The sequence below is a fragment of the Mesorhizobium sp. M1338 genome, from assembly GCF_040318045.1.
Lineage (GTDB): Bacteria > Pseudomonadota > Alphaproteobacteria > Rhizobiales > Rhizobiaceae > Mesorhizobium.
This window is the reverse complement of the sequence record NZ_JAMYLL010000035.1, coordinates 1-21,772: the sequence shown is the minus strand read 5'-3', so window position 1 is coordinate 21,772 and position 21,772 is coordinate 1. Positions and strand designations below refer to the sequence as shown.

The window sequence follows — 21,772 nt, the reverse complement described above, 5'->3', positions numbered from 1 at the left end:
CGTGGGACGTTCCCAGTGCGGAGCCCCGCAGGCCCGTCCGAAGATAATCGATCCCTTGGAAAAGGGAACCTCCCTCGCACGCGTATCGGTCGACTGGTTAAGCCGGGATCACAGGCCCAATCGCCTGCCGGTGGTGCCGACTTGAGGAAAACGTGAAATAAGGTCAGAAGACGTGTCAGCGGCATCAAACAAGAAGGGCGCCGGCCCGATGAGGACACCATGAAGAATTCAGCCATCTCCGAACGCAAGAACCAAGCGATCTCGCGCGGCGTCGGCATGACCACGCAGATCTATGCCGACCGGGCCGAGAATTCGGAAATCTGGGATGTCGAAGGCCGTCGCTACATCGACTTCTCGTCGGGCATCGCCGTCGTCAACACCGGTCATCGTCATCCCAAGGTGATCGCGGCGGTCAAGGCGCAGCTCGACCGCTTCACCCACACCTGCCATCAGGTGGTGCCCTACGAAAGCTATGTGCGGCTGGCCGAACGGCTGAACGGCATGCTGCCCGGCAAGTTCGAGAAGAAGACGATCTTCGTCACCACCGGCGCCGAGGCGGTCGAGAACGCTATCAAGATCGCCCGCAACGCCACCGGCCGCCAGGCGGTCATCGCCTTTGCCGGCGGCTTCCACGGCCGCACCTTCATGGGCATGGCGCTGACCGGCAAGGTCGTGCCCTACAAGGTCGGCTTCGGCGCCATGCCGGGCGACGTCTATCACGCGCCGTTCCCAGTGCCGCTGCATGGCGTATCGGTCGCCGATTCGCTGGCCGCCCTCGACCGCCTGTTCAAGGCCGATGTCGACCCGGCCCGTGTTGCCGCCATCATTATCGAGCCGGTCCAGGGCGAGGGTGGCTTCTACGACGCGCCGCGCGAGTTCCTGACGGCGCTGCGCAAGCTTTGCGACCAGCACGGCATGCTTCTGATCGCCGACGAGGTGCAGACCGGCTTTGCCCGCACCGGCAAGATGTTTGCGATGGATCACCATGAGGTGGCGGCCGACATCACCACCATGGCCAAGAGCCTGGCCGGCGGTTTCCCGCTGGCCGCGGTCACCGGCCGCGCCGAAATCATGGATGCGCCCGGCCCCGGCGGACTCGGCGGCACCTATGGCGGCAGCCCGATCGGCGTCGCCGCGGCGCACGCCGTGCTCGACGTCATCGATGACGAAAAGCTGTGCGACCGCGCCAACACGCTGGGTGCAAGGCTGAAGCAGCGGCTGCAGTCGATCCGCGACGACGTGCCCGAGATCGTCGACATCAGAGGCCTCGGTTTCATGAACGCGGTCGAGTTCAACGACGTCAAGAAGGGCCTGCCGTCGGCCGAGATCGCCAACGCGATCAGGCTGAAGGCGCTCGACAAGGGCCTGATCCTGCTGACCTGCGGCGTCTATGGAAACGTCATCCGCTTCCTGGCGCCGATCACCATCCAGGACAGCGTCATGAACGAGGCGCTCGACATCCTGGAAAGCTCGATCCGCGAAGTCTGCGCTGCTTGATCGGGCGCCCATTTCTCCTGACGGCCTCGCGAGCGGGTGAACGTGCCGTCAGGAGCTTGGATTCTGTAACCAGGCTGGAATGTCCATCTTGGCGTGCAGGACCCGCCACACATCGATATGGTCGATCTGCTCAAGATAGAAAATCAGGTATGGGTAGCGCTTGAGTTGCACGCTACGCAGCCCAGGCAATCCAATTTCATAACCATACCTGAGAGAGCCCGATGCCGGATGGCGGGCTATCAGTTTGTAGGCGTTTTGAAGGTCCTCGATATAGCCCAACGCCATATGCGAACCAACTTCGCGTGCATAATAATCAACGGCGTCCTCGATATCCCGCAGAGCAAGGCCTCGAGGAACAATTGCCTTCGTGGCCACTTAATTTATTGGCTCTGCGCTCGTTTTCTCAGCGCGGCGAAATAGTCATCGTCTACGGGAGCGCCCGGCGCGGATGATGCGCCCTCGAGGAGCAAACCGCGCAGAAGTTGACGATCCTGATCGTGGCGGATCAATTCACGCACATACTCGCTGCTCGTGCCATAGCCGCGATCCGTCACTTGCTGATCGACAAAATGCTTCAAGCTGTCGGGCAGTGAGATATTCATGGTGCTCATTCAGGCATTTTATTGCGTATGGCAAAAATTGGCAATCCTAAGCACTGGCCTTGACTGGCTCCATGTCCTGATACGCGGCCAACGCCGCTTTCAGGCCCTCGGGGCCTGCCGCGATCGTTTCCGGCGTCGGCGAGAAGCCGGCGCCGAGCATTTTGCGGCCAAGCATGTGGTCGCCGGGACGGTTGACGGATTCGATGCCGAGCAGCCGGTCGCCAGCATAGTGATAGATCGAGAATTTGTTGTCTGGCAGGTCGCCCAGCACGACATGGTGGTCGCCACCGGCGGTCAGGCCGACCATCTGCAATTTCATGTCGCCGATATCGGACCAGAACCACGGTACCGCCGAATAGGCGTCGGCATGGCCGGTGATCGTACGCGCGGCAAGCCGCGCCTGGTCGGTGGCATTCTGCACCGATTCCAGCCGCACGTCGCCGCCGGTGAACCAGTGCCGGTAGGAGGCAGCGTCGCCGATGGCGAGGATTTCAGGCGCCGAAGTGCGCATCTGGTGATCGACGCGGATGCCGTTGGCGATGCTAAGGCCTGCTGTCCGCGCCAGTTCGACATTCGGCACGGCGCCGATGCCGACGATGACCATGCGCGCCGGCAGCCTTTCGCCTGACGAAGTCATCGCTGCCGTGACATGGCCGTTTTCGCCTTCGAGCCTTGCAATCGAGGTGCCGGTGAGGACGCGCACGCCTGTCGCTTCCAGCCGTTGGCGCACATGGCTCGCCACGACCGGCGCCACGGCGCGGCCGAGCAGCCGGTCCAGCGCTTCGACCACGGTCACCGTGCGGCCGGCGGCCCTCAGCGTCGCGGCGATCTCCAGCCCGATGAAGCCGCCGCCGAGGATCACGACCTCGTCGCTCCGGGCGCTCAGTTCACGGATCAGCCGCGCATCGGCGAGCGAGCGCAGCGACAGCACGCCGGAGAGATCGGAGCCTGGCAACGGTAGGATACGTGGGCGCGAGCCGGTCGCCAGGATCAGGTGATCGAAAGCAAGTGCGCCGCCGCCGGCAACATCCAGGCTGCGGCGTTCGGCATCGATGCGATCGATCCTGACGCCCGGCCGATAGTCGATGGCGCTGCCGGTGTAGAAGGCCTCGCCGCGCAAGGGTTGCGGTTTGGCCTCGGCATCCTTGATGAAGGTCTTCGACAGCGGCGGCTTGTGGTAGGGCAGTTCGTTCTCGTCGCCGACGAGGATCACCGGCCCGTCATAGCCGTCCTCGCGCAAGCTTGCGGCCGCTTGCACGCCCGCATGTCCCGCGCCGACAATGACCACACCGTTCTTCATCGCATTGCAATCCTGATAAGAGTCTAGGATGTCCCGCCAAGTGGCAATTGTCTGGCGCCGCCGCAAGAGAGCTTTTGCGGGTCGCACCCGGGATGGCGGCTGTCAATCGTACAGTTCGTCCGCAAGACCGGTGCAGGCAAGGGATAAAGTTGATAGTTGTAGTTTAGAATAATTCTAAACTATTGTTTCAATTGATTTTTCTTGCTGATCTCCATTGACATCCGGCGATGTCGCAGCTTTATGGAAGCTCGCGCGTCAGCGCATCCCTTTAATGTCTGGGCCTTGAACCCTTTCGATTGGAGGCATTTTGGTGTCTTTCTTCCGCGAACCGCGCGATGGCGCGGCATCTCTTGCGCCCAATGGCTTGCAGATCGCCAGGCGCCCGTTGCCGCGTGCGCCATTTACAGAATTTCCGAGAAACTGGAGAGTGATTATGACAGCACGATATGGCGGCAGGTTTGCCGCGATCGGCGCCACGGCCCTGCTGACGGCGGCGGTGTTCGTGTTGCCGGCCAAGGCGGAAACCGATGCGAAGGCGGTCATCAAGACCTATTCCGACATCGCGCTCGCCAAGTATGAGGATTCGCTGACCACCGCGCAGGCGCTCGACAAGGCAGTCGATGCGCTGCTCGCCAACCCCTCTGCGGAAACGCTCAATGCGGCCCGCGACGCCTGGAAGGCATCGCGCGTTCCCTACCAGCAGACCGAGGTCTACCGTTTCGGCAACAAGATCGTCGACGACTGGGAAGGCAAGGTGAATTCCTGGCCGCTGGACGAAGGCCTGATAGACTATGTCGCCAAGAGCTACGGCACCGAATCGGACGCGAACTCGCTCTATACGGCCAATGTGATCGCCAACAAGGAGATCGAGATCAACGGCAAGAAGGTCGATGCTTCGAACCTGACACCGGAATTCCTCTCCGGCACGCTGCAGGAAGCCGGCGGCGTCGAGGCCAATGTCGCCACCGGCTACCACGCCATCGAATTCCTGCTCTGGGGCCAGGACCTGCATGGCACCGGCCCGGGCGCCGGCGAGCGCCCCTACACCGATTACGACCTCAAGAATTGCACCGGCGGTAATTGCGATCGTCGCGCCCAGTATCTGAAGTCGGCCAGCGATCTTCTGGTCTCCGATCTGCAGGAGATGGTCGGCAACTGGAAGGAAGACGGCGCTGCCCGCAAGAGCCTCGTGGACGGCGAGCCGAACACCGCCATCTCGACGATCTTCACCGGCATGGGCTCGCTGTCCTACGGCGAACTGGCCGGCGAACGCATGAAGCTCGGCCTGCTGCTGCACGATCCGGAAGAGGAGCATGACTGCTTCTCCGACAACACCTACAACTCGCATCTCTACGACGCCATCGGCATTCGCGCTGCTTACCATGCCAACTATACCAGCCTCGACGGCACCGTCGTTTCGGGTCCCTCGGTGGCCGATATGGTGAAAGCAGCCGATCCGGCGATCGACAAGGAGCTGTCGGACAAGCTCGATGTCACGGTCGCCAAGATGGAGGCGATCAAGGCGCGGGCACTGGCCGGCGAGGCCTATGACCAGCAGATCGCCGAGGGCAACACGCAAGGCAATGCCGCCGTGCAGGCAGCGATCGACGCGCTGATCGACCAGACCAAGTCGATCGAACGAGCCGTTGGCTCCCTGAAGCTCAGCACCATCGCCTTCGAGGGGTCCGACAGTCTCGATGCACCCGACAAGGTGTTCAAGTAAGGTCGAAAGGCTGGAGCCTGATCCGGAGCCGGACATCGGCTTCGGCATGCGCTCCCGTAGGAAATAAAGCCACACGGCGCGGGAGGCGCCGTCAGCCATCCGAGCAAATTAATGCTGATCTGCCATTGCAACATCATCACTGAGAAGGAGATCGAGCAGACGATCGTCGGGCTGCTGGATCAGGATCCCTGGCAGCTGATCGTACCGGCGAAGGTCTATCATGCCATGCAAAAGCGCGGTCGCTGTTGCGGCTGCTTCCCAAATGTGGTGGAAACGATCATTCGGGTCACCGAAAATTACCACGCCCGCTCGGAGGCGAGCGGCGTGGATATCGTTTCACACCTGGATCGCGTCAGAAGCCTGCGCGTCCAATACGGGAGCAGAAATCATGAAAGGCGACCCGCAGGTCATCGAGCGGCTTAACGAGGCCCTTTTTCTGGAGCTAGGGGCCGTCAATCAGTACTGGGTGCATTTCCGTCTGCTGGAGGACTGGGGATACGCCAAGCTGGCAAAGAAGGAGCGGGCGGAATCGATCGAGGAGATGCACCATGCCGACAAGCTCGTGGCTCGCATCATCTTCCTTGAAGGCCATCCGAACCTGCAGTCCGTGGCGCCGCTGCGCATCGGCCAGAACGTCAAGGAAGTGCTCGAATCCGACCTTGCCGGCGAATATGACGCGCGTACCGCCTACAAGCGTTCACGCGAAATCTGCAACGACGCGGGCGACTATGTGACGATGAAGCTGTTCGAGGAATTGCTGGCCGACGAGGAAGGTCATATCGACTTCCTAGAGACGCAGCTCGACCTGCTTGCCTCTATCGGCGAGGAAAAATACGGCCAGCTCAACGCCGCATCGGCGGACGAGGCGGAGTAAGGGCATGCGGGAATGCGGCGCCTGCTAGAATTCGTGCGCCGCTCGCGGAGGGCCGATGGCTCGCCGCTCCCTCGGAAGACGCCAGCCGGATTGGCGCGTCGGCGCTGTATCGTCCTCGTGATGGCGCTCACCTCTTCGGCGATGGCCGGAAATCTTCAACCCGCCGGCCTCGCCACCACGCGCACCGACCTCAATGCGAAGGATCAGGCGCGCGTCACCGCAATCACAAGGCCGACGTCGGATTTCTCCAGGCCCGAGCAATTCGAATTGATGCAAGGGGGCGCCGGCACGTCAAGAAAGGACGTCAGCCGCGATTCCTTCTCGCAATCCTCGGCCAACATCACCTTCGAGGAAGAGGGCGACTTCAAGCTCGGCAATGCCCTGTTTCGCAAGAACTGGGTGTCGTCGCCGTCCTCGACGCAGGCCTCGGACGGGCTCGGCCCGCTGTTCAACGAACGCGCCTGCCAGAATTGCCATCTGAAGGATGGCCGCGGCCGTCCGCCGCAAGGCGACGCCGTCACCACCTCGATGTTCCTGCGGCTGGCGCGTGAGGCCAGCAGCGCGGAAGAGAGAGCAGCACTTGCCGACCACAAGGTGCTCAATTTCCCCGACCCGGTCTACGGCGCGCAATTGCAGGAACTGGCGGTGCCCGGCCTGCGCGGCGAAGGCCGGATGCATGTCGACTATCGGGAGCGTAAGGTAGAGCTGACGGATGGCACCGTGATTTCCTTACGCAAACCAAGCTATTCGGTTGTCGATCCTGCCTATGGACCACTCGATCCGCGCATCACGCTGTCGCCGCGCCTGACGCCGCCGATGATCGGCCTTGGCCTGATCGAAGAGATTGCGCCGGCCGATATCCTTGTCCGCGCCGACCCGAATGACGTGGACGGCGATGGCATTTCCGGCAGGCCGAACATCGTGCGCGACGGCCGGGGCGGAGAGCTGACGCTTGCTCGTTTCGGCTGGAAGGCGCAGACCGCGTCGATCCGTCAGCAGGCAGCTGACGCCTTTGCCGGCGACATCGGCATCTCGACGCCGGAAGAACCAAAACACTGGGGGGATTGCACCGCCGCGCAGGCCAAATGCCTCGCCATGCCGACCGGTGCGCAGCAGCGTCTCGGGCCGGTCGAAGCGCCGCCGCCGGTGATGGATCTCGTCACCTTCTATTCGCGGAGCCTCGCCGTGCCGGCGCGCCGCGACCTCGACCGGCCAGATGTGCTCACGGGCAAGAAGATCTTCTACGAGATCGGCTGCATTGCCTGCCACACGCCGAAATTCGTCACCCGTCGCGGCACGCCCAACAAGGCGCAGGCCTTCCAGTTGATCTGGCCTTATTCCGACTTTCTGCTGCACGACATGGGGCCCGATCTGGCCGACGGCCAAGCCGTGGGCGATGCGACGGGTAATGAGTGGCGCACGCCGCCGCTGTGGGGCATCGGCCTGACCGAGACGATCAACGGCAATTCCTTCTTCCTGCATGATGGGCGCGCGCGCAGCCTGACCGAGGCGATCCTTTGGCATGGCGGCGAGGCGCGGAAGGCGCGCGACCGCTTTGCCGCCGCTGATGCGGCCGACCGCGATGCGCTGCTCAAATTCCTGGAGTCACTGTGATGCTCAAGCGCTGTGTGTTGTTTCTCGTTCTTCCGCTGGCTCTGCTGGGCGCCGTCCCGGCATCCGCGGCGGTCAAAGCCTCCGAAATCATCCAGGGGGCAATCGACGGCTTTGTCCGCCCCGCCTATGCCGGCCTGCATGAGCATGCGGAAGCCCTAACGAAAGCGATGCACAAGCTCTGCGAAGCGCCCTCGCAAGGGAAGCTCGATGCCGCGCGCGCGGCATTTTCCGCCACCCTCTATGCCTGGTCCTCAGCCGAAATCATCGGATTCGGACCGATCAAGGAGAACAACCGGCTGGAACGCATGCTGTTCTGGCCGGATCGCAAGAGCATCGGCCTGAAGCAGGTGCAAGCGGCCTTGGCGGAGAAGGATGCAACCGCCACCGATCCGGCACAGCTGGCCGGCAAGAGCGTCGCCATGCAGGGACTGGGCGCGCTCGAATTCGTGCTCTATGGCGACGGCGCCGAGGGACTTTCCGGCAAGGATGATCCCTATCGTTGCGCCTATGGCGCGGCGGTTGCCGGCAATATCGAAACCATGGCCGGTGAGGTCAGCGCCGCCTGGAACAAGCCGGACGGCTTTGCCGCTCTTTGGGCCAATCCGGGGCCTCAGAACGCACTTTATCGCGACGGCAACGAAGCGGTGACGGAACTGGTCGGCGTCTTCATCAATGAGCTGGAAATGGTTCGCGACGTGCGCCTGAAAGGGTTTTTCGGCGGAAAGCCGGATGCGGACAAGCCGAAACAGGCGATCTACTGGCGCTCGCGGAACACCGCCAATTCGCTAGCCGGCAATCTGTCCGGGATAGACACGCTGTTCCAGGCATCGAAGCTTAGCGATGCGTTGCCGGCCGATGCGCGCTGGATGGCCGAGTCGATCCACATCCAGCTGGTCAACGGTGTCGCCACCGCGAAGTCCATCCAGGGCCCGATCGACAAGGCGCTTGCCGATCCGGCACTGCGTGACAAACTCGACCATTTCGCGCTGATCACCTCCAGCCTGTCGACCTTGATCGGCACCAGGCTGACCGCCGAATTCGGCCTGACCGCCGGCTTCTCGTCGCTGGATGGGGACTGAGCATGATCTCGAGATTGGCCAAAACGCCCATAGTTTCGTCATCCTGGGGCGAAGCAAGGAGCGAAGCGACGCAGCGCAGACCCCGGGATCCATGCCGCGACTTCAAAGCGCTGCCGCGGTCCAGAATTTTGCTCCGTTGCACCCGACGGTCGAGGTCACGGCATGGATCCTCGGGTCTCCGCGACGTCGCTTCGCTCCTGCTCCGCCCGTGGATGACGAAATTCCGGAGGCTTCGGCCAACTTCCAACGTCTGCGATAGATCATTCCAAGAACCGGTAGGTGCCAAGCGTCAGCTCCGATCCGCAAAAATCACCCTGTCTTGGAGCGAGCCAGTGCAGGGGAGGATCGCCTCTTGAAAACCTCCCTCATCGATCGCCGCGATTTCCTGAGGGCTGCGGGTATCGGCTTTGCCGCCGCAATGACGCCGTCGGCCTTGGCAAAAACGCTTACGGCGGACGCCGTCTTCGCTACCGCCTTCGTCAAGCGCGACGGCAGCTATGGCGCCGCCGTCCTGTCCGAGGCTGGCAAAATCCTGCACGCGATCGACCTGCCTGATCGCGGCCATGACGTCACCTTCGATCCCATATCGAAGCGTTCGGTGGTCTTCGCTCGCCAGCCCGGCACGTTCGCCGTTGTCTTCGATCATTCCGGCCGTGACGCACCACTGACCATCGCCAGCATCGCCGGCCGGCATTTCTTCGGCCATGGCGCGTTCTCGCCCGACGGGGCGCTGCTATACGCCACCGAAAACGACTTCGACAACGCTGCCGGTGTGGTCGGCATCTACGACGCCCGGGCGAAGTTCAACCGCATCGGTGAGTTCCCGACCCATGGCATGGGTCCGCACGAGCTTCTGCTGCTGGGCGACGGCAGGACGATCGCGGTTGCCAATGGGGGCATCGAGACCCATCCGGATTACGGCCGCGCCGAGCTCAACATCGCGACCATGAAGCCGTCCTATGTGCTCATCGACCGCGTCACCGGCGATCTCATCGAGAAACACGAATTGCCGGCCGCGCTGCACCAGCTGTCGATCCGCCACATGGACGCCGACCCGTCCGGCACCGTCTGGTTCGGCTGCCAATACCGGGGGCCGGGCACCGATCGTCCGCTGCTGGTCGGCCGCGCCGCGCGCGGCAAGGATTTGCAGCTCCTCGACATGCCGCGGGACGTGCTGTCCGGCTTCCGCAATTATATCGGTTCGGTAGCCGTCAATCCGCTTGCCGGCACCGTCGCCGTCTCGTCGCCGGAAGGCAATTCGCTTGTCGTGATCGATTCGACGAGCAGCCGGGTCGTCTCGGCCAGCGCACTGGTCGAGGTTTGCGGCGTGGCGCCCGACGGGACCGGCTTCATGGCCACCACAGGCGCCGGCGAAATCGTCGAGGGCAGCGGTGCGACACGCTCCGAACCGGACTATGTCTGGGACAACCACATGCTGCGCATCGAACAGGCGGCGTAGATATTTCCTGCCGGGCCGAAGCGAAGCCATTTAACGAATTATGCACTATCCCCTTGCGGTGGCGGGCCATGGCGGGCACAGGGAATTGTTTTTCGAACCGGTCGCTTCATGAAACTGCTTGCCATCGACTGTGCCGCCAACCTCTGCGCCGCTTGCGTCTATGACGCGGCGGCGAAGCAGGAGCTTGCCCGTTCGGTGCTCGATCTCGGGAAGGGCCATGCCGAGCACCTAATGACCGTCATCGCCGAAGCGCTGAAGGCAAGTGCCACCGACTATGCCGGTCTTGGCGCCATCGCCGTTTCGGTCGGCCCGGGTTCCTTCACCGGTCTGCGTGTCGGCGTCTCGACCGCGCGTGGCTTGGCGCTGGCGTTGAAGATCCCCGCGATCGGGGTGACGACGCTCGAGGCGCTGGCCGCTGAAGCAGCAGCGGCATTTCCCGGCCGCGCCGTGCTGGCGGCGCTCGATGCGGGTCGCGAGGAAATCCATGCCGCCCTCTACGATGAAATGTCGGCTTTGACTTACGGTCCGGCTGTGGCCACACTGGCTGACGTCGTGGCGATGGCGACGGAAAATTCTTCGGTGCTTGCCGGTACCGCGGCGGCGCTGATCGTCGCATCGGCGGGGGGCGGCTTCGATATCGGCCCTCGGACAGCCACGGCGGACATTGTCACCTACGCCGGCCTGGCTGCCGCCAAGGGTCCGGGCGAAAGGCCAAAACCGCTTTACTTGCGCGGCGCCGACGCCAAGCCGCAGGCCGGATTTATACTAGCAAGGCTCAGACCATGATCCCGAAAAGTCGATGTCGGTTTTCTCGGACAAACGGGAAACCGTTTTGTCCAGAGATCATGGTCAATCAAGAAAACGAAAACTAAATGCGCATACCTTTTCTCCAACCACGCCGCCGGGACTATGCGCTCGAGCCGCTGAAGATCGCCGACAGCCCGGCGGTCTCGCTGCTGCATCGCGAGGACTTTGTCCGCCCATGGACGGATGGCGAATTCGCTGCCTTGCTCGAACAGGACACCGTATTCGGCTATGCCGCGCGCGAAACCGGACAGGGCTCCAAGCCGCCCGTTGGCTTCGTGCTGGCCAGACTCGCGGCCGGCGAAGGCGAGATACTGACCGTCGCGGTGGCGCGATCGCACCGCCGGCAAGGGCTGGGCTGGCAATTGATGGACGCGGTACTGCGCGAACTGCACGCGCAGCGTGCCGAAGCGCTGTTCCTGGAGGTCGACGAGACCAATGTCGCGGCGATCGCGCTCTATCGGCGGCTGGGCTTCCGCGAGGTCGGCAAGCGACCGAATTACTACAAGTCGCCGGAACGCGGACCGACCGGCGCGCTTGTCATGCGCCGCGATCTTCGCTAGCCAGAGGCCGGGATAGGGCGATGATCAAGAAAATCAGGATTTTCCTGGCGCTGGGCCTCGTCGTCGCCGGTTCGCTGGTCCTCGTGCCCTTGCAGATACTGTCGATGAAGACCGGCTGGTGGCCGGAAACCTTCATCCTCAAGATATGGCACAGGCTGATCATCAGCGCGCTCGGCATGCGCATCCATGTCAAGGGAACGCTATCGACCAAGCGTCCTTTGCTTGTGGCATCCAATCACATCTCGTGGACCGACATCATGGTGCTCGGCTCATTTGCCGACGTGAAATTCATCGCCAGAGCCGATATGGAAGGCTGGCCGCTGATCGGCATGCTGTCGAAGCTGCAGCGCACCGTGTTCATCGAGCGTGAGCGCAAGCGGTCCTCGGGCGACCAGGCAAGCGAGATCGCCAGCCGCATGGCCAAAGGCGACGCCATGGTGCTGTTCGCCGAGGGCTCGACAGGCGACGGCAACATCGTCCTGCCGTTCAAGAGCACGCTGTTTGGCGCCGCGTCGATGGCGATTTCGGAAGGTGCGGCCGAGCAGGTCTTCATCCAGCCGGTGGCGATTGCCTATACCCGCCTGCATGGCGTGCCGCTCGGCCGACGCCACCGCCCGCTTGCAGCCTGGATCGGCGATGAGGATTTGATGCCGCATCTCAAGGTGTTGCTGGCGGAGGGGGCCCTCGACGTTGAGGTGCATTTCGGCGAGGCGATTGCTTTTTCCAAGGGTTCGAACCGCAAGGAAACGTCAAAACTGATGGAAAGTCAGGTGCGCGGGATGATGCAGGCAGCGCTTGCCGATCCGCGCCCGAGCCGCTAGCCCCGGCCGCGCTCGTGGGCGCATGCCGAGAATGGTCTGTTTTTTGTCACGGAAAGGCGTTAGAAGCCGCCAGATGGACTTGAACACGATCGAAAGCGACGACATCCGCACCGCGGCCGGACAGCCGGAGGTGCTTTCAACGGCGGCGAAAAAAGTCTTCATCAAGACCTATGGCTGCCAGATGAACGTCTATGATTCACAGCGTATGAGCGATGCGCTCGCCGCCGATGGCTATTCCGCGACCGATGCCATCGGCGAGGCCGACCTGGTGTTGCTCAACACTTGCCATATCAGGGAGAAGGCGGCGGAAAAGGTCTATTCCGAGCTCGGCCGTATCCGCGATATGAAGGCCGAACGCGCCTTGGCCGGCCGCGAGATGCTGGTCGGCGTCGCCGGCTGCGTGGCGCAGGCCGAAGGCGCCGAGATCCTCCGCCGTTCGCCGGCCGTCGACCTGGTCATCGGCCCGCAGACCTATCACCGGCTCCCCGATGTGCTGGCGCGGGTGCGCGGCGGCGAGAAGATCGTCGAGACCGACTACGCCATCGAGGACAAGTTCGAATACCTGCCGCAGCCGAAGCGCGCCGAGGTCATCAAGCGCGGCGTCACCGCCTTCCTCACCGTGCAGGAAGGCTGCGACAAATTCTGCACCTTCTGCGTCGTGCCCTACACCAGAGGCTCGGAAGTCTCGCGGCCGGTGGCACAGATCGTCGCGGAGGCTGAGCGCCTGGCGGAAGCCGGCGTGCGCGAAGTGACGCTGCTTGGCCAGAACGTCAATGCCTGGCATGGCCGCGGCGAAAACGGCGAGGAATGGGGCCTTGGCCGCCTGCTGTTCAGGCTGGCCGAAATTCCCGGCCTGGCGCGGCTGCGCTACACCACTAGCCACCCGCGCGACATGGATGACGAACTCATCGCCGCCCACCGCGATCTGCCGGCGTTGATGCCCTATCTGCATCTGCCGGTGCAATCAGGTTCCGATCGCATCCTCAAGGCGATGAACCGCCGGCATACGGCCAAGGATTATCTGGCGCTGCTCGACCGCATCCGCACTGCCCGGCCTGACATAGCGCTTTCAGGCGACTTCATTGTCGGCTTCCCCGGCGAGACCGAAGCGGATTTCGAGGCGACCATGGAACTGGTGCGTCAGGTGAGCTACGCTTCGGCCTTCTCGTTCAAATATTCGCCGCGTCCCGGCACGCCGGGCGCTGAAATGCCCGATCATGTGCCGGAAACCGTCAAGGACGAGCGTCTGCAGCGGCTGCAGGCCCTGCTTGTGAAACAGCAGCAGGATTTCGGCTTGAGCCTCGTCGGCAGCACCATCGACACGCTGATCGAGAAGCCCGGCCGCCAGGCCGGCCAGAAGGTCGGCCGCTCGCCGTGGCTGCAGCCGGTTATTGTTGATGAAAAGGCCGGCGAAATCGGTGACATTATCCAGGTGCGAATCACGAAGACGGGCTACAACAGCCTGTTCGCCGAATTGGCCTGAGGGTCTCGGCAGATAAGGAGAGACGGTTGAGCGCTGCGGAAGTGAAGAATCTGCCCCAGACCACTGCATCCGGGGCTTCTGATATGGCGCATATCGTTCTGACTTTCGACAACAACAAGCTTGCCAGCGCCCTTTACGGTCAGTTCGACGAAAACCTCGCCAGGCTCGAGCAGAAGCTCGGCGTCGACATCCGCTCGCGCGGCAACCAGCTGACCATCAAGGGTTCGGCGTCAGCCGCCGAGCAGGCGCGCCGCGCCCTGGACAACCTCTACGGCATTCTCCAGAAGGGCGTCGATATCGGCCAGTCCGACGTCGATGGCGCCGTGCGCATGGCAATCGCCGCCGACGATCAGTTGACGTTGCCGACGCTGGAGCGCAAGGGCAAGGTCTCAGCCGCCCAGATCGCCACCCGCAAGAAGACGATCTATGCCCGATCGCTCAACCAGGACGCCTATATGCGGGCGCTGGAGCGGTCGGAACTGGTGTTCGGCATCGGTCCGGCCGGCACCGGCAAGACCTATCTCGCGGTGGCGCATGCGGCGATGCTGCTCGAGCGCGGCATGGTCGAGCGCATCATTCTGTCGCGGCCGGCGGTCGAGGCCGGCGAGCGGCTCGGCTTCCTGCCGGGCGACATGAAGGAAAAGGTCGATCCCTATCTGCGGCCGCTCTATGACGCGCTTTACGACATGATGCCGGCCGACAAGGTCGAGCGCGCCATTGCCGCCGAAGTGATCGAGATCGCGCCGCTCGCCTTCATGCGTGGCCGCACGCTGGCGCACGCCGCGGTCATCCTCGACGAGGCGCAGAATACCACGCCGATGCAGATGAAGATGTTCCTGACCCGTCTCGGCGAGAACTCGCGCATGATCGTCACCGGCGATCCCACCCAGATCGACCTTCCCTCGAACACCAAATCAGGCCTGGTCGAAGCCTTGCGTGTGCTGGACGGCGTGGCAGGGGCGGTCACCGTGCGCTTCAACGATGGCGACGTCGTTCGCCATCCGCTGGTGGCGGAAATCGTCAGGGCCTATGACCGGGATGCCAAACTGGCGCGCGGCCTCGGCGCCGAGAATTGATTTTGACGATGCGGCTTCATGCCTGAGGACAAGATATCCGGCGACGGGGCACTTCCCGTCGACATCGATATATCTGTCGAAGCGGGCGAATGGCCCGATGAGGCAAACCTGACGCGGCTGGTCGATCGCGCCGTCGCGGCTGCCTTTGCCGAGACCGGCGTGGCGGGCCGTTCCGAACTCAGCCTCGTTTTTTCCGACGATGCCCATATCCGGGCCCTCAACGCCGGTTGGCGCGGCAAGGACAAACCGACCAACGTCTTGTCTTTCCCGGCTTTTCCGTTGCTGAAAGGAGCCCCGCTGCCGCCGATGCTGGGCGATATCGTGCTGGCAGCCGAGACGGTCGCGCGCGAAGCGGCACTGGAAGACAAGCCTGTCGAGAACCATATCACCCATCTCGTCATCCATGGCCTGCTGCACTTGCTGGGCTACGATCACGAGACCGACGCCGGGGCCGAGGCGATGGAAGCCATCGAACGTGCTGCGCTCGCAAGGCTTGCCATTCCCGATCCCTACGCGTAACTACTTCTGACCAATTGACCGGACGACGATGAACGACAAACCAGAGACTGCCGCCCGCCCCGACGCCGGCAGTGCGACCAAGGCTTCCGATAAGTCGGAAGAGGGATCAAGTCCGAGTACCGTTACCTCTGGTGCTGCCAGCACCGGCAGCGTTGCCAGCGAAATATCGCCCGCCGGTCCCTCCCTGTTCGACCGCGTTCTGGGCCTGTTTAGGCAACGCAACGGAACCAGCCTGCGTGAGGAAATTGCCGACGCGCTTGCCGAAACGACGAGCGACGCCGGGGCCTTCTCGCCCGGCGAACGCGCCATGCTCAACAACATCCTGCGGCTGCGCGAGGTGCGCGTCGAGGACGTCATGGTGCCGCGCGCCGACATCCAGGGGGTCGAGATCACGACGACGCTCGGCGACCTCCTGGGCACCTTCGAACAATCCGGCCATTCGCGCATGCCGGTCTATTCCGAGACGCTCGATGATCCGCGCGGCATGGTCCATATCCGTGACGTACTGGCTCACATCACCAAGATCGCGCGCGTCAAAAAGGGCCGCGCGACCAGGAAAACCCCCGCCGCCACGGTTCTCGATCTCGCACAGGTCGACCTCGCGCGCACCATTGGCGATCTCAATCTGATCCGCCCGGTGCTGTTCGTGCCGCCGTCGATGCTTGCCTCCGACCTGATGGGCCGCATGCAGACGACGCGCACGCAGATGGCGCTTGTCATCGACGAATATGGCGGCACCGACGGCCTTGCCTCGCTCGAGGACATCGTCGAGATGGTGGTCGGCGACATCGAGGACGAGCATGACGATGATGAGCCGATGATCACCCAGAGCGGTGACGGCGTGTTCATCGTCGACGGCAAGGCCGAGATCGACGATGTCGCCAAGATGATCGGCGGGGATTTCGCCGCCGGCGAACATGGCGAATATGTCGACACCATAGGCGGCATGATCTTCAATACGCTTGGCCGCGTCCCGGCTCGCGGCGAGGTGGTTCAAGCCATTCCCGGCTTCGAATTCCATGTGCTGGATGCCGATCCACGCCGCGTCAAGCGCGTGCGCATCGTACAGAGCCAGAAGGGCGAGCGCCGCCGGCGCGCCACGGCCCGTGCCGAACAGGCGTGAGCGTTTCGCTCGCCCGGTGACGGTCGACGACCCATTCAAGCGCGCAAGCCTGGGCTCCGGCGTGTTCTACAAGGATCCTCGGGCCGCGCTGGACTGGCTTGAGGCGGCCTTCGGCTTCGAGCGCAGCATGGTGGTCAGTGATGCCGAGGCAAAGCTCGTCCATTCCGAGATGCGGTTTGGCGACGGCCACATCATCGTCGATTCCGAATGGATCGATTACGTCGCCAGCCCGGCTTCGGTCGCCGGCAAGAACACGCAGTCGGTCCTTGTCAAGCTGAAGGACGGTCTGGATGCCCATTGCGAGCGTGCCAGGGCCAAGGGTGCCGAGATCGTCCAGGAGCCGGCGGATCAGTTCTATGGCGAACGCCAGTATCGGGCGCGCGATCCCGAGGGCCATGTCTGGACCTTCACGCAGACCATCCGTTCGGTTCCGCGCGAGGAGGCCGAACGGCTGGGCGGCGTTCAAATCGACGGCTGGCACCGGTAGAGTGGTGACCGGAGCTTACATCGCGGCCTGCCATCCGGCGTTTGGCCCGCGGACCGTGGCCTGTTAAATCTTGCGTCCTGATTCGCGCGACTCGGAAGTATGCATGGTGCGCCTTGCCGGCCGGATAATTCTGCTTTGGGGTTGGCGGCGCGCGCTCGTGGCGTTTATCGCAGGTGCGTTTGCCGTGCTTGGCCAGGCGCCCTACGATTTCTTCGCCGCCTGTTTCATCTCGTTTCCCGTGCTGGTCTGGCTGCTCGACGGCGCCACCGGCGAAGCCTCCGGCAGCCTGTTCCGTCGCTTGCGACCGGCCTTCGCCGTCGGCTGGTGGTTCGGCTTTGGCTATTTCCTTGCCGGCCTCTGGTGGATCGGCTCGGCCCTGCTGGTCGAGGCCGACAGCTTTGCCTGGGCGCTTCCCTTCGCGGCGGTCGGCATTCCCTTCGCACTCGCCTTTTTCTACGGCTTTGCGGCCATGGTTGCCCGGCTCTTGTGGAGCAGCGACATCGGCCGCATCGCTGCCCTTGCCTTCGGCTTCGGGCTGGCGGAGTGGCTGCGCGACTTCCTGTTCACCGGTTTCCCCTGGAATGCCATCGGCTACGCGGCCATGCCCGTGCCGCTACTGATGCAAAGCATCTCGGTGACCGGCATGATCGGCATGAACGCGCTCGCGGTGTTCGTCTTCGCGCTGCCGGCGCTGCTGGCGACGCGTCGGCATCTGCGTCTCGGCGCCGGGCTGTTTGCCATGCTCGCCGCCGCCCATGTCGGCTTCGGCTATGTCAGGCTTGCCGCTCCCGAACCGCCGGCGGCGCACAGCCTGGACGTCCGCATCGTCCAGCCGGCCGTGGACCTGTCGGAAAAGTGGGACGCCTCGGTGCGCGACCGCATCTTCGCAACATTGGTGGGGCTGTCGGCCAAGGCGCCGGACCCGGGGCACGGCAAGCCGCAACTGATCCTGTGGCCCGAAACCTCGGTGCCGTTCCTCTTCACGGAGCGTCCGGACGCATTGACGGCGCTGGGCGACATGCTGGCACCCGGCCAGATGCTGATCGCCGGCGTCGTCCGCGAGGAAGGCGGCTCGGCCGCGAATGCCGACAGCCGCTACTATAACTCCGTGGTCGCGATAGACGACAAGGGTGAAATCTCCGATGCTGTCGACAAGGTTCACCTTGTGCCGTTCGGCGAATATCTGCCTTTCTCCGATCTGCTCGAGCGTTTCGGCATCGAGCAACTGGTTGCCGGGCCGATGAGTTTTGCGGCCGGAAACGAGCGGCACGCCATCACGCTGCCCGACGGCATCCGTGCATTGCCATTTATCTGCTATGAGGTGATCTTTCCCGATCTTGTGGCAGTTGACGCTACGTCAGCACAGCTTATTGTGAACGTTACCAATGATGCGTGGTTCGGCGACACGCCGGGTCCGTATCAGCATTTCAGGCAGGCCCAGATCCGTGCGGTGGAGAATGGATTGCCATTGTTGCGTGCGGCCAACAACGGCATCTCGGCCGTGGTTGATCCGCGCGGGCGTATTGTCGACGCGCTGGCGATCGACGCCCGCGGCGCCATCGATGCCCATGTGCCGATTTCCGAACAGGCGGTTATCTCTCCTGGCCAACGACGCGTTAACGGAATGCTGATCATGTTGCTGTTTGCCATTGCGGCCGCAATTTTGAGCGTAAGGCAGAGGCTACGGGTGAATTGACAGCCAACACATTAGAAACTCATACTGTAAGCGCCTGATATTTCTCGAAGTCGGTTGATCGTTCTGTTGGGGCAGTTGCCTCCGGCTTCGTTTGGGCAGGAAAAAATAGAAAAGCCGAAAAAATTCGGCGAGGAAAAAATGACAGAAGACAACAAGAAAAAACCGAATCCGATCGATATCCATGTCGGCAGTCGCATCCGGCTTCGCCGCAACATGCTTGGAATGAGCCAGGAAAAGCTGGGAGAAAACCTCGGCATCACATTTCAACAGATTCAGAAATATGAAAAGGGCACCAACCGCGTCGGCGCCAGCCGTCTGCAGGCGATCGCGTCCATCCTAGGCGTGCCTGTCGCCTTCTTTTTCGAGGATGCGCCCGGCCAGGAGGCCGTGGCGGGCCGTGGATTTGCCGAGGATGCGTCGATGGCCTTCGCCGTCGAATTCTGCGGCAGTCCCGAAGGACTTCAGCTCAACCGGGCCTTTGTCAAGATCGCCGACGCCAAGGTGCGCCGCAGGATCATAGACCTGATCAAGTCCCTCTCGACCGACGATGCCGACTGATCCGCAATCACGCTTGGACCGGCGGCGCCCTGCCGCCGGTGGCACAAGATAACTGCATCGACATTCATGCCAGAACCGAAGCATCGCTTGACGAGCGGCGCTTCGCCCCGCTAACACGTGGCGCGCCAAAATCGGCAGCCTGCCGATCGTTTTTCAAGAGGGGACACCCGTGACGCGGCAGAACTACTTCTTTACCTCGGAATCCGTTGCCGAGGGCCATCCCGACAAAGTCTGTGACCGGATCTCCGATGAGATCGTCGATCTGGTCTATCGCGAAGCCAAGAAGACCGGCATGGACCCGTGGAAAGTCCGTGTCGCCTGCGAGACGCTTGCGACAACCAACCGCGTCGTCATCGCCGGCGAGGTGCGCGTCCCCGAGACGCTGCTGAAGAAGGACAAGGCAGGCAACATCCTCACGGATGCCGCCGGCCATCCGGTCGTCAATCCGGCCAAGTTCAAGTCGGTCGCCCGCAAGGCGATCCGCGAAATCGGCTATGAGCAGGCCGGCTTCCACTGGAAAACGGCGAAGATCGAGGTCCTGCTGCACGGTCAGTCGCCCGATATCGGCCAGGGCGTCGACAACGCCTCCGACCGTCAGGGCGAAGAAGGTGCCGGCGACCAGGGCATCATGTTCGGCTATGCCTGCCGCGAGACGCCGGATCTGATGCCGGCGCCAATCTACTACAGCCACAAGATCCTCGAACTGCTGGCAGCTGCCCGTCACGAAGGCAGCGGTGAAGCCGGCAAGCTCGGGCCGGACGCCAAGAGCCAGGTCACCGTTCGCTACGTCGACGGCAAGGCCGCCGAGGCGACGCAGATCGTGCTGTCCACGCAGCATCTCGATGCGAGCTGGGATTCGAAGAAGGTCCGCAAGGTCGTCGAACCCTATATCCGCGAGGCCTTGGGCGAGCTGAAGATCGCCGACAACTGCATGTGGTACATCAACCCGACCGGCAAGTTCGTCATCGGCGGGCCGGACGGTGACGCCGGCCTGACCGGCCGCAAGATCATCGTCGACACCTATGGTGGTGCCGCACCGCATGGCGGCGGCGCCTTTTCCGGCAAGGACACCACCAAGGTCGATCGTTCGGCGGCCTATGCGGCACGCTATCTGGCCAAGAACGTCGTGGCGGCGAAACTCGCCGACCGCTGCACCATCCAGCTTTCCTACGCCATCGGCGTTGCCCAGCCGCTGTCGGTTTATGTCGACCTGCACGGTACCGGCAAGGTCGACGAGGCAAAGCTGGAGGAGGCGCTGCGCAGCGTGATGGATCTGTCGCCATCCGGCATCCGCCGCCATCTCGATCTCAACAAGCCGATCTACGCCAAGACGTCGTCCTACGGCCACTTCGGCCGCAAGGCCGGCCGCGACGGGTCTTTCTCCTGGGAGAAGACCGACCTCGCCAAGGCGCTCAAGGACGCGGTCGCCGCCTGATAGCGGCGCCGCAAAGTCCCGCCATGGATCCGAAGGACAGACCAAGCCGCGCGACCGAAGCCTTCTTCGGTCGCCGGCGCGGCAAGACCATGCGTCCGCAGCAGGCGGCGGCACTGGAAAGCGGTTTCGGCACATATCGGCTCGATCTGACGGCTGAACCGCCGGCCGATCTGCACGTTCTGTTTGAAGCGGGTATTTCGGCGGTTCGCCTCGAGATCGGCTTCGGCGGCGGCGAACATCTGCTGCATCGCGCGACCGAAGCGCCGACGGTCGGCTTTATCGGCGTCGAGCCCTTCGTCAACGGCATGGCCAAGATGATGATGGCGGTGCGAGAGAAACCGCTCGCCAATCTGCGGGTTTATGACGACGATGCCACCCGGTTGCTGGATTGGTTGCCGCAAGCCTCGCTGGACGGTATCGACCTGCTCTATCCCGATCCCTGGCCGAAGAAGAAACACTGGAAGCGGCGCTTCGTCAGCCCGGTCAATCTCGAGCGCTTCGCGCGGGTGCTGAAGCCGGGTTCAAAATTCCGCTTCGCGTCCGATATCGACACGTATGTCAACTGGACCCTGCTGCATTGCCGTGCGCATGGTGCGTTCGCGTGGCAGGCTTCGGAGGCGGCGGATTGGCACCGGCCCTATGATGGCTGGCCGGGCACCCGTTATGAAGCGAAGGCCATTCGTGAGGGCCGGCGGCCGGCCTATCTCACTTTTGTCAGAACATAGGCGCGCTCACGCCCACTAGCCTCCGGCCGTTGCGAAGGTTAGCTTCGTCCACTCGCCCAATTCAGAAACGACCGATCCTGTTGAATACAGCCAGATCCATTCCGAGCTTGCGCAGGTCGTCAGCGCGCGGCTTGCGGCCTGCTTCCACGGCACGCGAGGCAGCGACCGCGCTGCCAAATGTCGTGAAGAGCTCGCCTATGGCGGATAAAATCTTGCGGTTGGTCATGGTCGTGCCCCTTCGGCAGGGCGATCGGGTGAGTTAACGCGTGACAAGGGGTTTAGGAGCTGAATCTGTCGAGAGCATCTGATTCTTTGAAGGATGCTTTGGATGGAC

23 protein-coding genes are annotated in these 21,772 nt (G+C 63.0%); 19 read left to right on the top strand and 4 right to left on the bottom strand.

Annotated elements, in window-relative coordinates; all coding sequences use genetic code 11:
* The first annotated feature begins 219 nt into the window (after positions 1-219).
* Positions 220-1,497, top strand: coding sequence for a 4-aminobutyrate--2-oxoglutarate transaminase (locus tag NKH19_RS24240; protein WP_352872114.1), 1,278 nt, complete (start codon positions 220-222; stop codon positions 1,495-1,497).
* A 48-nt stretch (positions 1,498-1,545) separates the two neighbouring features.
* Here NKH19_RS24240 and NKH19_RS24235 read toward each other — a convergent pair whose 3' ends face one another.
* From NKH19_RS24235 to NKH19_RS24225, 3 genes are read right to left on the bottom strand one after another with little or no spacing between them, the layout of a single operon-like run.
* Positions 1,546-1,872 carry a type II toxin-antitoxin system RelE/ParE family toxin gene (locus NKH19_RS24235; RefSeq protein WP_352872116.1) on the bottom strand — a complete coding sequence of 109 codons (327 nt, stop codon included), beginning with the start codon at positions 1,870-1,872 and terminating at the stop codon, positions 1,546-1,548.
* A gap of 5 nt (positions 1,873-1,877) precedes the next feature.
* On the bottom strand, positions 1,878-2,108 hold the full coding sequence (locus tag NKH19_RS24230; protein WP_352872117.1) for a type II toxin-antitoxin system ParD family antitoxin: 231 nt from the start codon (positions 2,106-2,108) through the stop codon (positions 1,878-1,880).
* Positions 2,109-2,145: 37 nt separating this feature from the next.
* Entirely contained in the window at positions 2,146-3,399 is a 1,254-nt protein-coding gene (locus tag NKH19_RS24225; protein WP_352872118.1) for an NAD(P)/FAD-dependent oxidoreductase, read from the bottom strand.
* A gap of 433 nt (positions 3,400-3,832) precedes the next feature.
* Between NKH19_RS24225 and NKH19_RS24220 the strand changes: the two genes are divergently transcribed.
* The 18 genes from NKH19_RS24220 (at position 3,833) to trmB (ending at position 21,438) form a co-directional block, all read left to right on the top strand.
* The gene (locus NKH19_RS24220) at positions 3,833-5,122 is read left to right on the top strand and encodes an imelysin family protein (protein WP_352872119.1); all 1,290 of its coding nucleotides are present in this window, start codon (positions 3,833-3,835) and stop codon (positions 5,120-5,122) included.
* A 111-nt stretch (positions 5,123-5,233) separates the two neighbouring features.
* Complete coding sequence (locus NKH19_RS24215) at positions 5,234-5,545, top strand: (2Fe-2S)-binding protein (protein WP_352629776.1); 312 nt, start codon at positions 5,234-5,236, stop codon at positions 5,543-5,545.
* On the top strand, positions 5,511-5,996 hold the full coding sequence (bfr, locus tag NKH19_RS24210; RefSeq protein ID WP_352629774.1) for a bacterioferritin: 486 nt from the start codon (positions 5,511-5,513) through the stop codon (positions 5,994-5,996). Before NKH19_RS24215 ends, bfr begins: the two co-directional genes overlap by 35 nt.
* Before the next feature lie 12 nt (positions 5,997-6,008).
* A complete protein-coding gene (locus NKH19_RS24205; RefSeq protein WP_352872120.1) occupies positions 6,009-7,610 on the top strand; it encodes a di-heme oxidoreductase family protein in 1,602 nt (533 codons plus the stop codon).
* Positions 7,610-8,689, top strand: coding sequence for an imelysin family protein (locus tag NKH19_RS24200; protein ID WP_352872121.1), 1,080 nt, complete (start codon positions 7,610-7,612; stop codon positions 8,687-8,689). The genes NKH19_RS24205 and NKH19_RS24200 overlap by 1 nt, the downstream gene beginning before the upstream one ends.
* 352 nt (positions 8,690-9,041) lie before the next feature.
* Positions 9,042-10,148: a DUF1513 domain-containing protein gene (locus NKH19_RS24195; protein ID WP_352872122.1), complete on the top strand. Its 1,107-nt coding sequence runs from the start codon at positions 9,042-9,044 to the stop codon at positions 10,146-10,148.
* Between the two features lie 108 nt (positions 10,149-10,256).
* Positions 10,257-10,934, top strand: a complete 678-nt coding sequence (tsaB, locus tag NKH19_RS24190; RefSeq protein WP_352872124.1) for a tRNA (adenosine(37)-N6)-threonylcarbamoyltransferase complex dimerization subunit type 1 TsaB — start codon at positions 10,257-10,259, stop codon at positions 10,932-10,934.
* 86 nt (positions 10,935-11,020) lie between these two features.
* The gene (rimI, locus tag NKH19_RS24185) at positions 11,021-11,515 is read left to right on the top strand and encodes a ribosomal protein S18-alanine N-acetyltransferase (RefSeq protein ID WP_091579544.1); all 495 of its coding nucleotides are present in this window, start codon (positions 11,021-11,023) and stop codon (positions 11,513-11,515) included.
* Positions 11,516-11,535: 20 nt separating this feature from the next.
* On the top strand, positions 11,536-12,336 hold the full coding sequence (gene olsA, locus NKH19_RS24180) for a lyso-ornithine lipid O-acyltransferase (protein ID WP_352872125.1): 801 nt from the start codon (positions 11,536-11,538) through the stop codon (positions 12,334-12,336).
* Between the two features lie 73 nt (positions 12,337-12,409).
* Positions 12,410-13,819, top strand: coding sequence for a tRNA (N6-isopentenyl adenosine(37)-C2)-methylthiotransferase MiaB (gene miaB / locus NKH19_RS24175; protein WP_352872126.1), 1,410 nt, complete (start codon positions 12,410-12,412; stop codon positions 13,817-13,819).
* An 83-nt stretch (positions 13,820-13,902) separates the two neighbouring features.
* Complete coding sequence (locus NKH19_RS24170) at positions 13,903-14,895, top strand: PhoH family protein (RefSeq protein ID WP_023758127.1); 993 nt, start codon at positions 13,903-13,905, stop codon at positions 14,893-14,895.
* Positions 14,896-14,913: 18 nt separating this feature from the next.
* A complete protein-coding gene (ybeY, locus tag NKH19_RS24165) occupies positions 14,914-15,414 on the top strand; it encodes an rRNA maturation RNase YbeY (RefSeq protein ID WP_352872128.1) in 501 nt (166 codons plus the stop codon).
* Positions 15,415-15,442: 28 nt separating this feature from the next.
* Positions 15,443-16,537, top strand: a complete 1,095-nt coding sequence (locus NKH19_RS24160) for a hemolysin family protein (RefSeq protein WP_352872129.1) — start codon at positions 15,443-15,445, stop codon at positions 16,535-16,537.
* 16 nt (positions 16,538-16,553) lie between these two features.
* A complete protein-coding gene (locus NKH19_RS24155) occupies positions 16,554-17,024 on the top strand; it encodes a VOC family protein (RefSeq protein WP_352872136.1) in 471 nt (156 codons plus the stop codon).
* 103 nt (positions 17,025-17,127) lie between these two features.
* The gene (gene lnt, locus NKH19_RS24150) at positions 17,128-18,720 is read left to right on the top strand and encodes an apolipoprotein N-acyltransferase (RefSeq protein ID WP_352872130.1); all 1,593 of its coding nucleotides are present in this window, start codon (positions 17,128-17,130) and stop codon (positions 18,718-18,720) included.
* A gap of 138 nt (positions 18,721-18,858) precedes the next feature.
* The gene (locus tag NKH19_RS24145) at positions 18,859-19,278 is read left to right on the top strand and encodes a helix-turn-helix domain-containing protein (protein ID WP_352872132.1); all 420 of its coding nucleotides are present in this window, start codon (positions 18,859-18,861) and stop codon (positions 19,276-19,278) included.
* A gap of 169 nt (positions 19,279-19,447) precedes the next feature.
* Positions 19,448-20,713 carry a methionine adenosyltransferase gene (metK, locus tag NKH19_RS24140; protein ID WP_352872133.1) on the top strand — a complete coding sequence of 422 codons (1,266 nt, stop codon included), beginning with the start codon at positions 19,448-19,450 and terminating at the stop codon, positions 20,711-20,713.
* Positions 20,714-20,736: 23 nt separating this feature from the next.
* Entirely contained in the window at positions 20,737-21,438 is a 702-nt protein-coding gene (trmB, locus tag NKH19_RS24135) for a tRNA (guanine(46)-N(7))-methyltransferase TrmB (RefSeq protein ID WP_352872134.1), read from the top strand.
* Positions 21,439-21,499: 61 nt separating this feature from the next.
* Here the strand turns inward: trmB and NKH19_RS24130 are convergent, their stop codons facing one another.
* On the bottom strand, positions 21,500-21,664 hold the full coding sequence (locus tag NKH19_RS24130) for a hypothetical protein (RefSeq protein WP_352872135.1): 165 nt from the start codon (positions 21,662-21,664) through the stop codon (positions 21,500-21,502).
* Positions 21,665-21,772: the final 108 nt, after the last annotated feature.

What these genes read in the sequence shown, in the direction of transcription:
- NKH19_RS24240 (WP_352872114.1), top strand. Translation starts at nt 220, where the DNA reads ATGAAGAATTCAGCCATCTCCGAACGCAAGAACCAAGCGATCTCGCGC.
- NKH19_RS24230 (WP_352872117.1), bottom strand. Translation starts at nt 2,108, where the DNA reads ATGAGCACCATGAATATCTCACTGCCCGACAGCTTGAAGCATTTTGTC.
- NKH19_RS24225 (WP_352872118.1), bottom strand. Translation starts at nt 3,399, where the DNA reads ATGAAGAACGGTGTGGTCATTGTCGGCGCGGGACATGCGGGCGTGCAA.
- NKH19_RS24220 (WP_352872119.1), top strand. Translation starts at nt 3,833, where the DNA reads ATGACAGCACGATATGGCGGCAGGTTTGCCGCGATCGGCGCCACGGCC.
- NKH19_RS24215 (WP_352629776.1), top strand. Translation starts at nt 5,234, where the DNA reads ATGCTGATCTGCCATTGCAACATCATCACTGAGAAGGAGATCGAGCAG.
- bfr (WP_352629774.1), top strand. Translation starts at nt 5,511, where the DNA reads ATGAAAGGCGACCCGCAGGTCATCGAGCGGCTTAACGAGGCCCTTTTT.
- NKH19_RS24205 (WP_352872120.1), top strand. Translation starts at nt 6,009, where the DNA reads ATGCGGCGCCTGCTAGAATTCGTGCGCCGCTCGCGGAGGGCCGATGGC.
- NKH19_RS24200 (WP_352872121.1), top strand. Translation starts at nt 7,610, where the DNA reads ATGCTCAAGCGCTGTGTGTTGTTTCTCGTTCTTCCGCTGGCTCTGCTG.
- tsaB (WP_352872124.1), top strand. Translation starts at nt 10,257, where the DNA reads ATGAAACTGCTTGCCATCGACTGTGCCGCCAACCTCTGCGCCGCTTGC.
- rimI (WP_091579544.1), top strand. Translation starts at nt 11,021, where the DNA reads ATGCGCATACCTTTTCTCCAACCACGCCGCCGGGACTATGCGCTCGAG.
- olsA (WP_352872125.1), top strand. Translation starts at nt 11,536, where the DNA reads ATGATCAAGAAAATCAGGATTTTCCTGGCGCTGGGCCTCGTCGTCGCC.
- miaB (WP_352872126.1), top strand. Translation starts at nt 12,410, where the DNA reads ATGGACTTGAACACGATCGAAAGCGACGACATCCGCACCGCGGCCGGA.
- NKH19_RS24170 (WP_023758127.1), top strand. Translation starts at nt 13,903, where the DNA reads ATGGCGCATATCGTTCTGACTTTCGACAACAACAAGCTTGCCAGCGCC.
- ybeY (WP_352872128.1), top strand. Translation starts at nt 14,914, where the DNA reads ATGCCTGAGGACAAGATATCCGGCGACGGGGCACTTCCCGTCGACATC.
- NKH19_RS24160 (WP_352872129.1), top strand. Translation starts at nt 15,443, where the DNA reads ATGAACGACAAACCAGAGACTGCCGCCCGCCCCGACGCCGGCAGTGCG.
- lnt (WP_352872130.1), top strand. Translation starts at nt 17,128, where the DNA reads ATGGTGCGCCTTGCCGGCCGGATAATTCTGCTTTGGGGTTGGCGGCGC.
- NKH19_RS24145 (WP_352872132.1), top strand. Translation starts at nt 18,859, where the DNA reads ATGACAGAAGACAACAAGAAAAAACCGAATCCGATCGATATCCATGTC.
- trmB (WP_352872134.1), top strand. Translation starts at nt 20,737, where the DNA reads ATGGATCCGAAGGACAGACCAAGCCGCGCGACCGAAGCCTTCTTCGGT.
- NKH19_RS24130 (WP_352872135.1), bottom strand. Translation starts at nt 21,664, where the DNA reads ATGACCAACCGCAAGATTTTATCCGCCATAGGCGAGCTCTTCACGACA.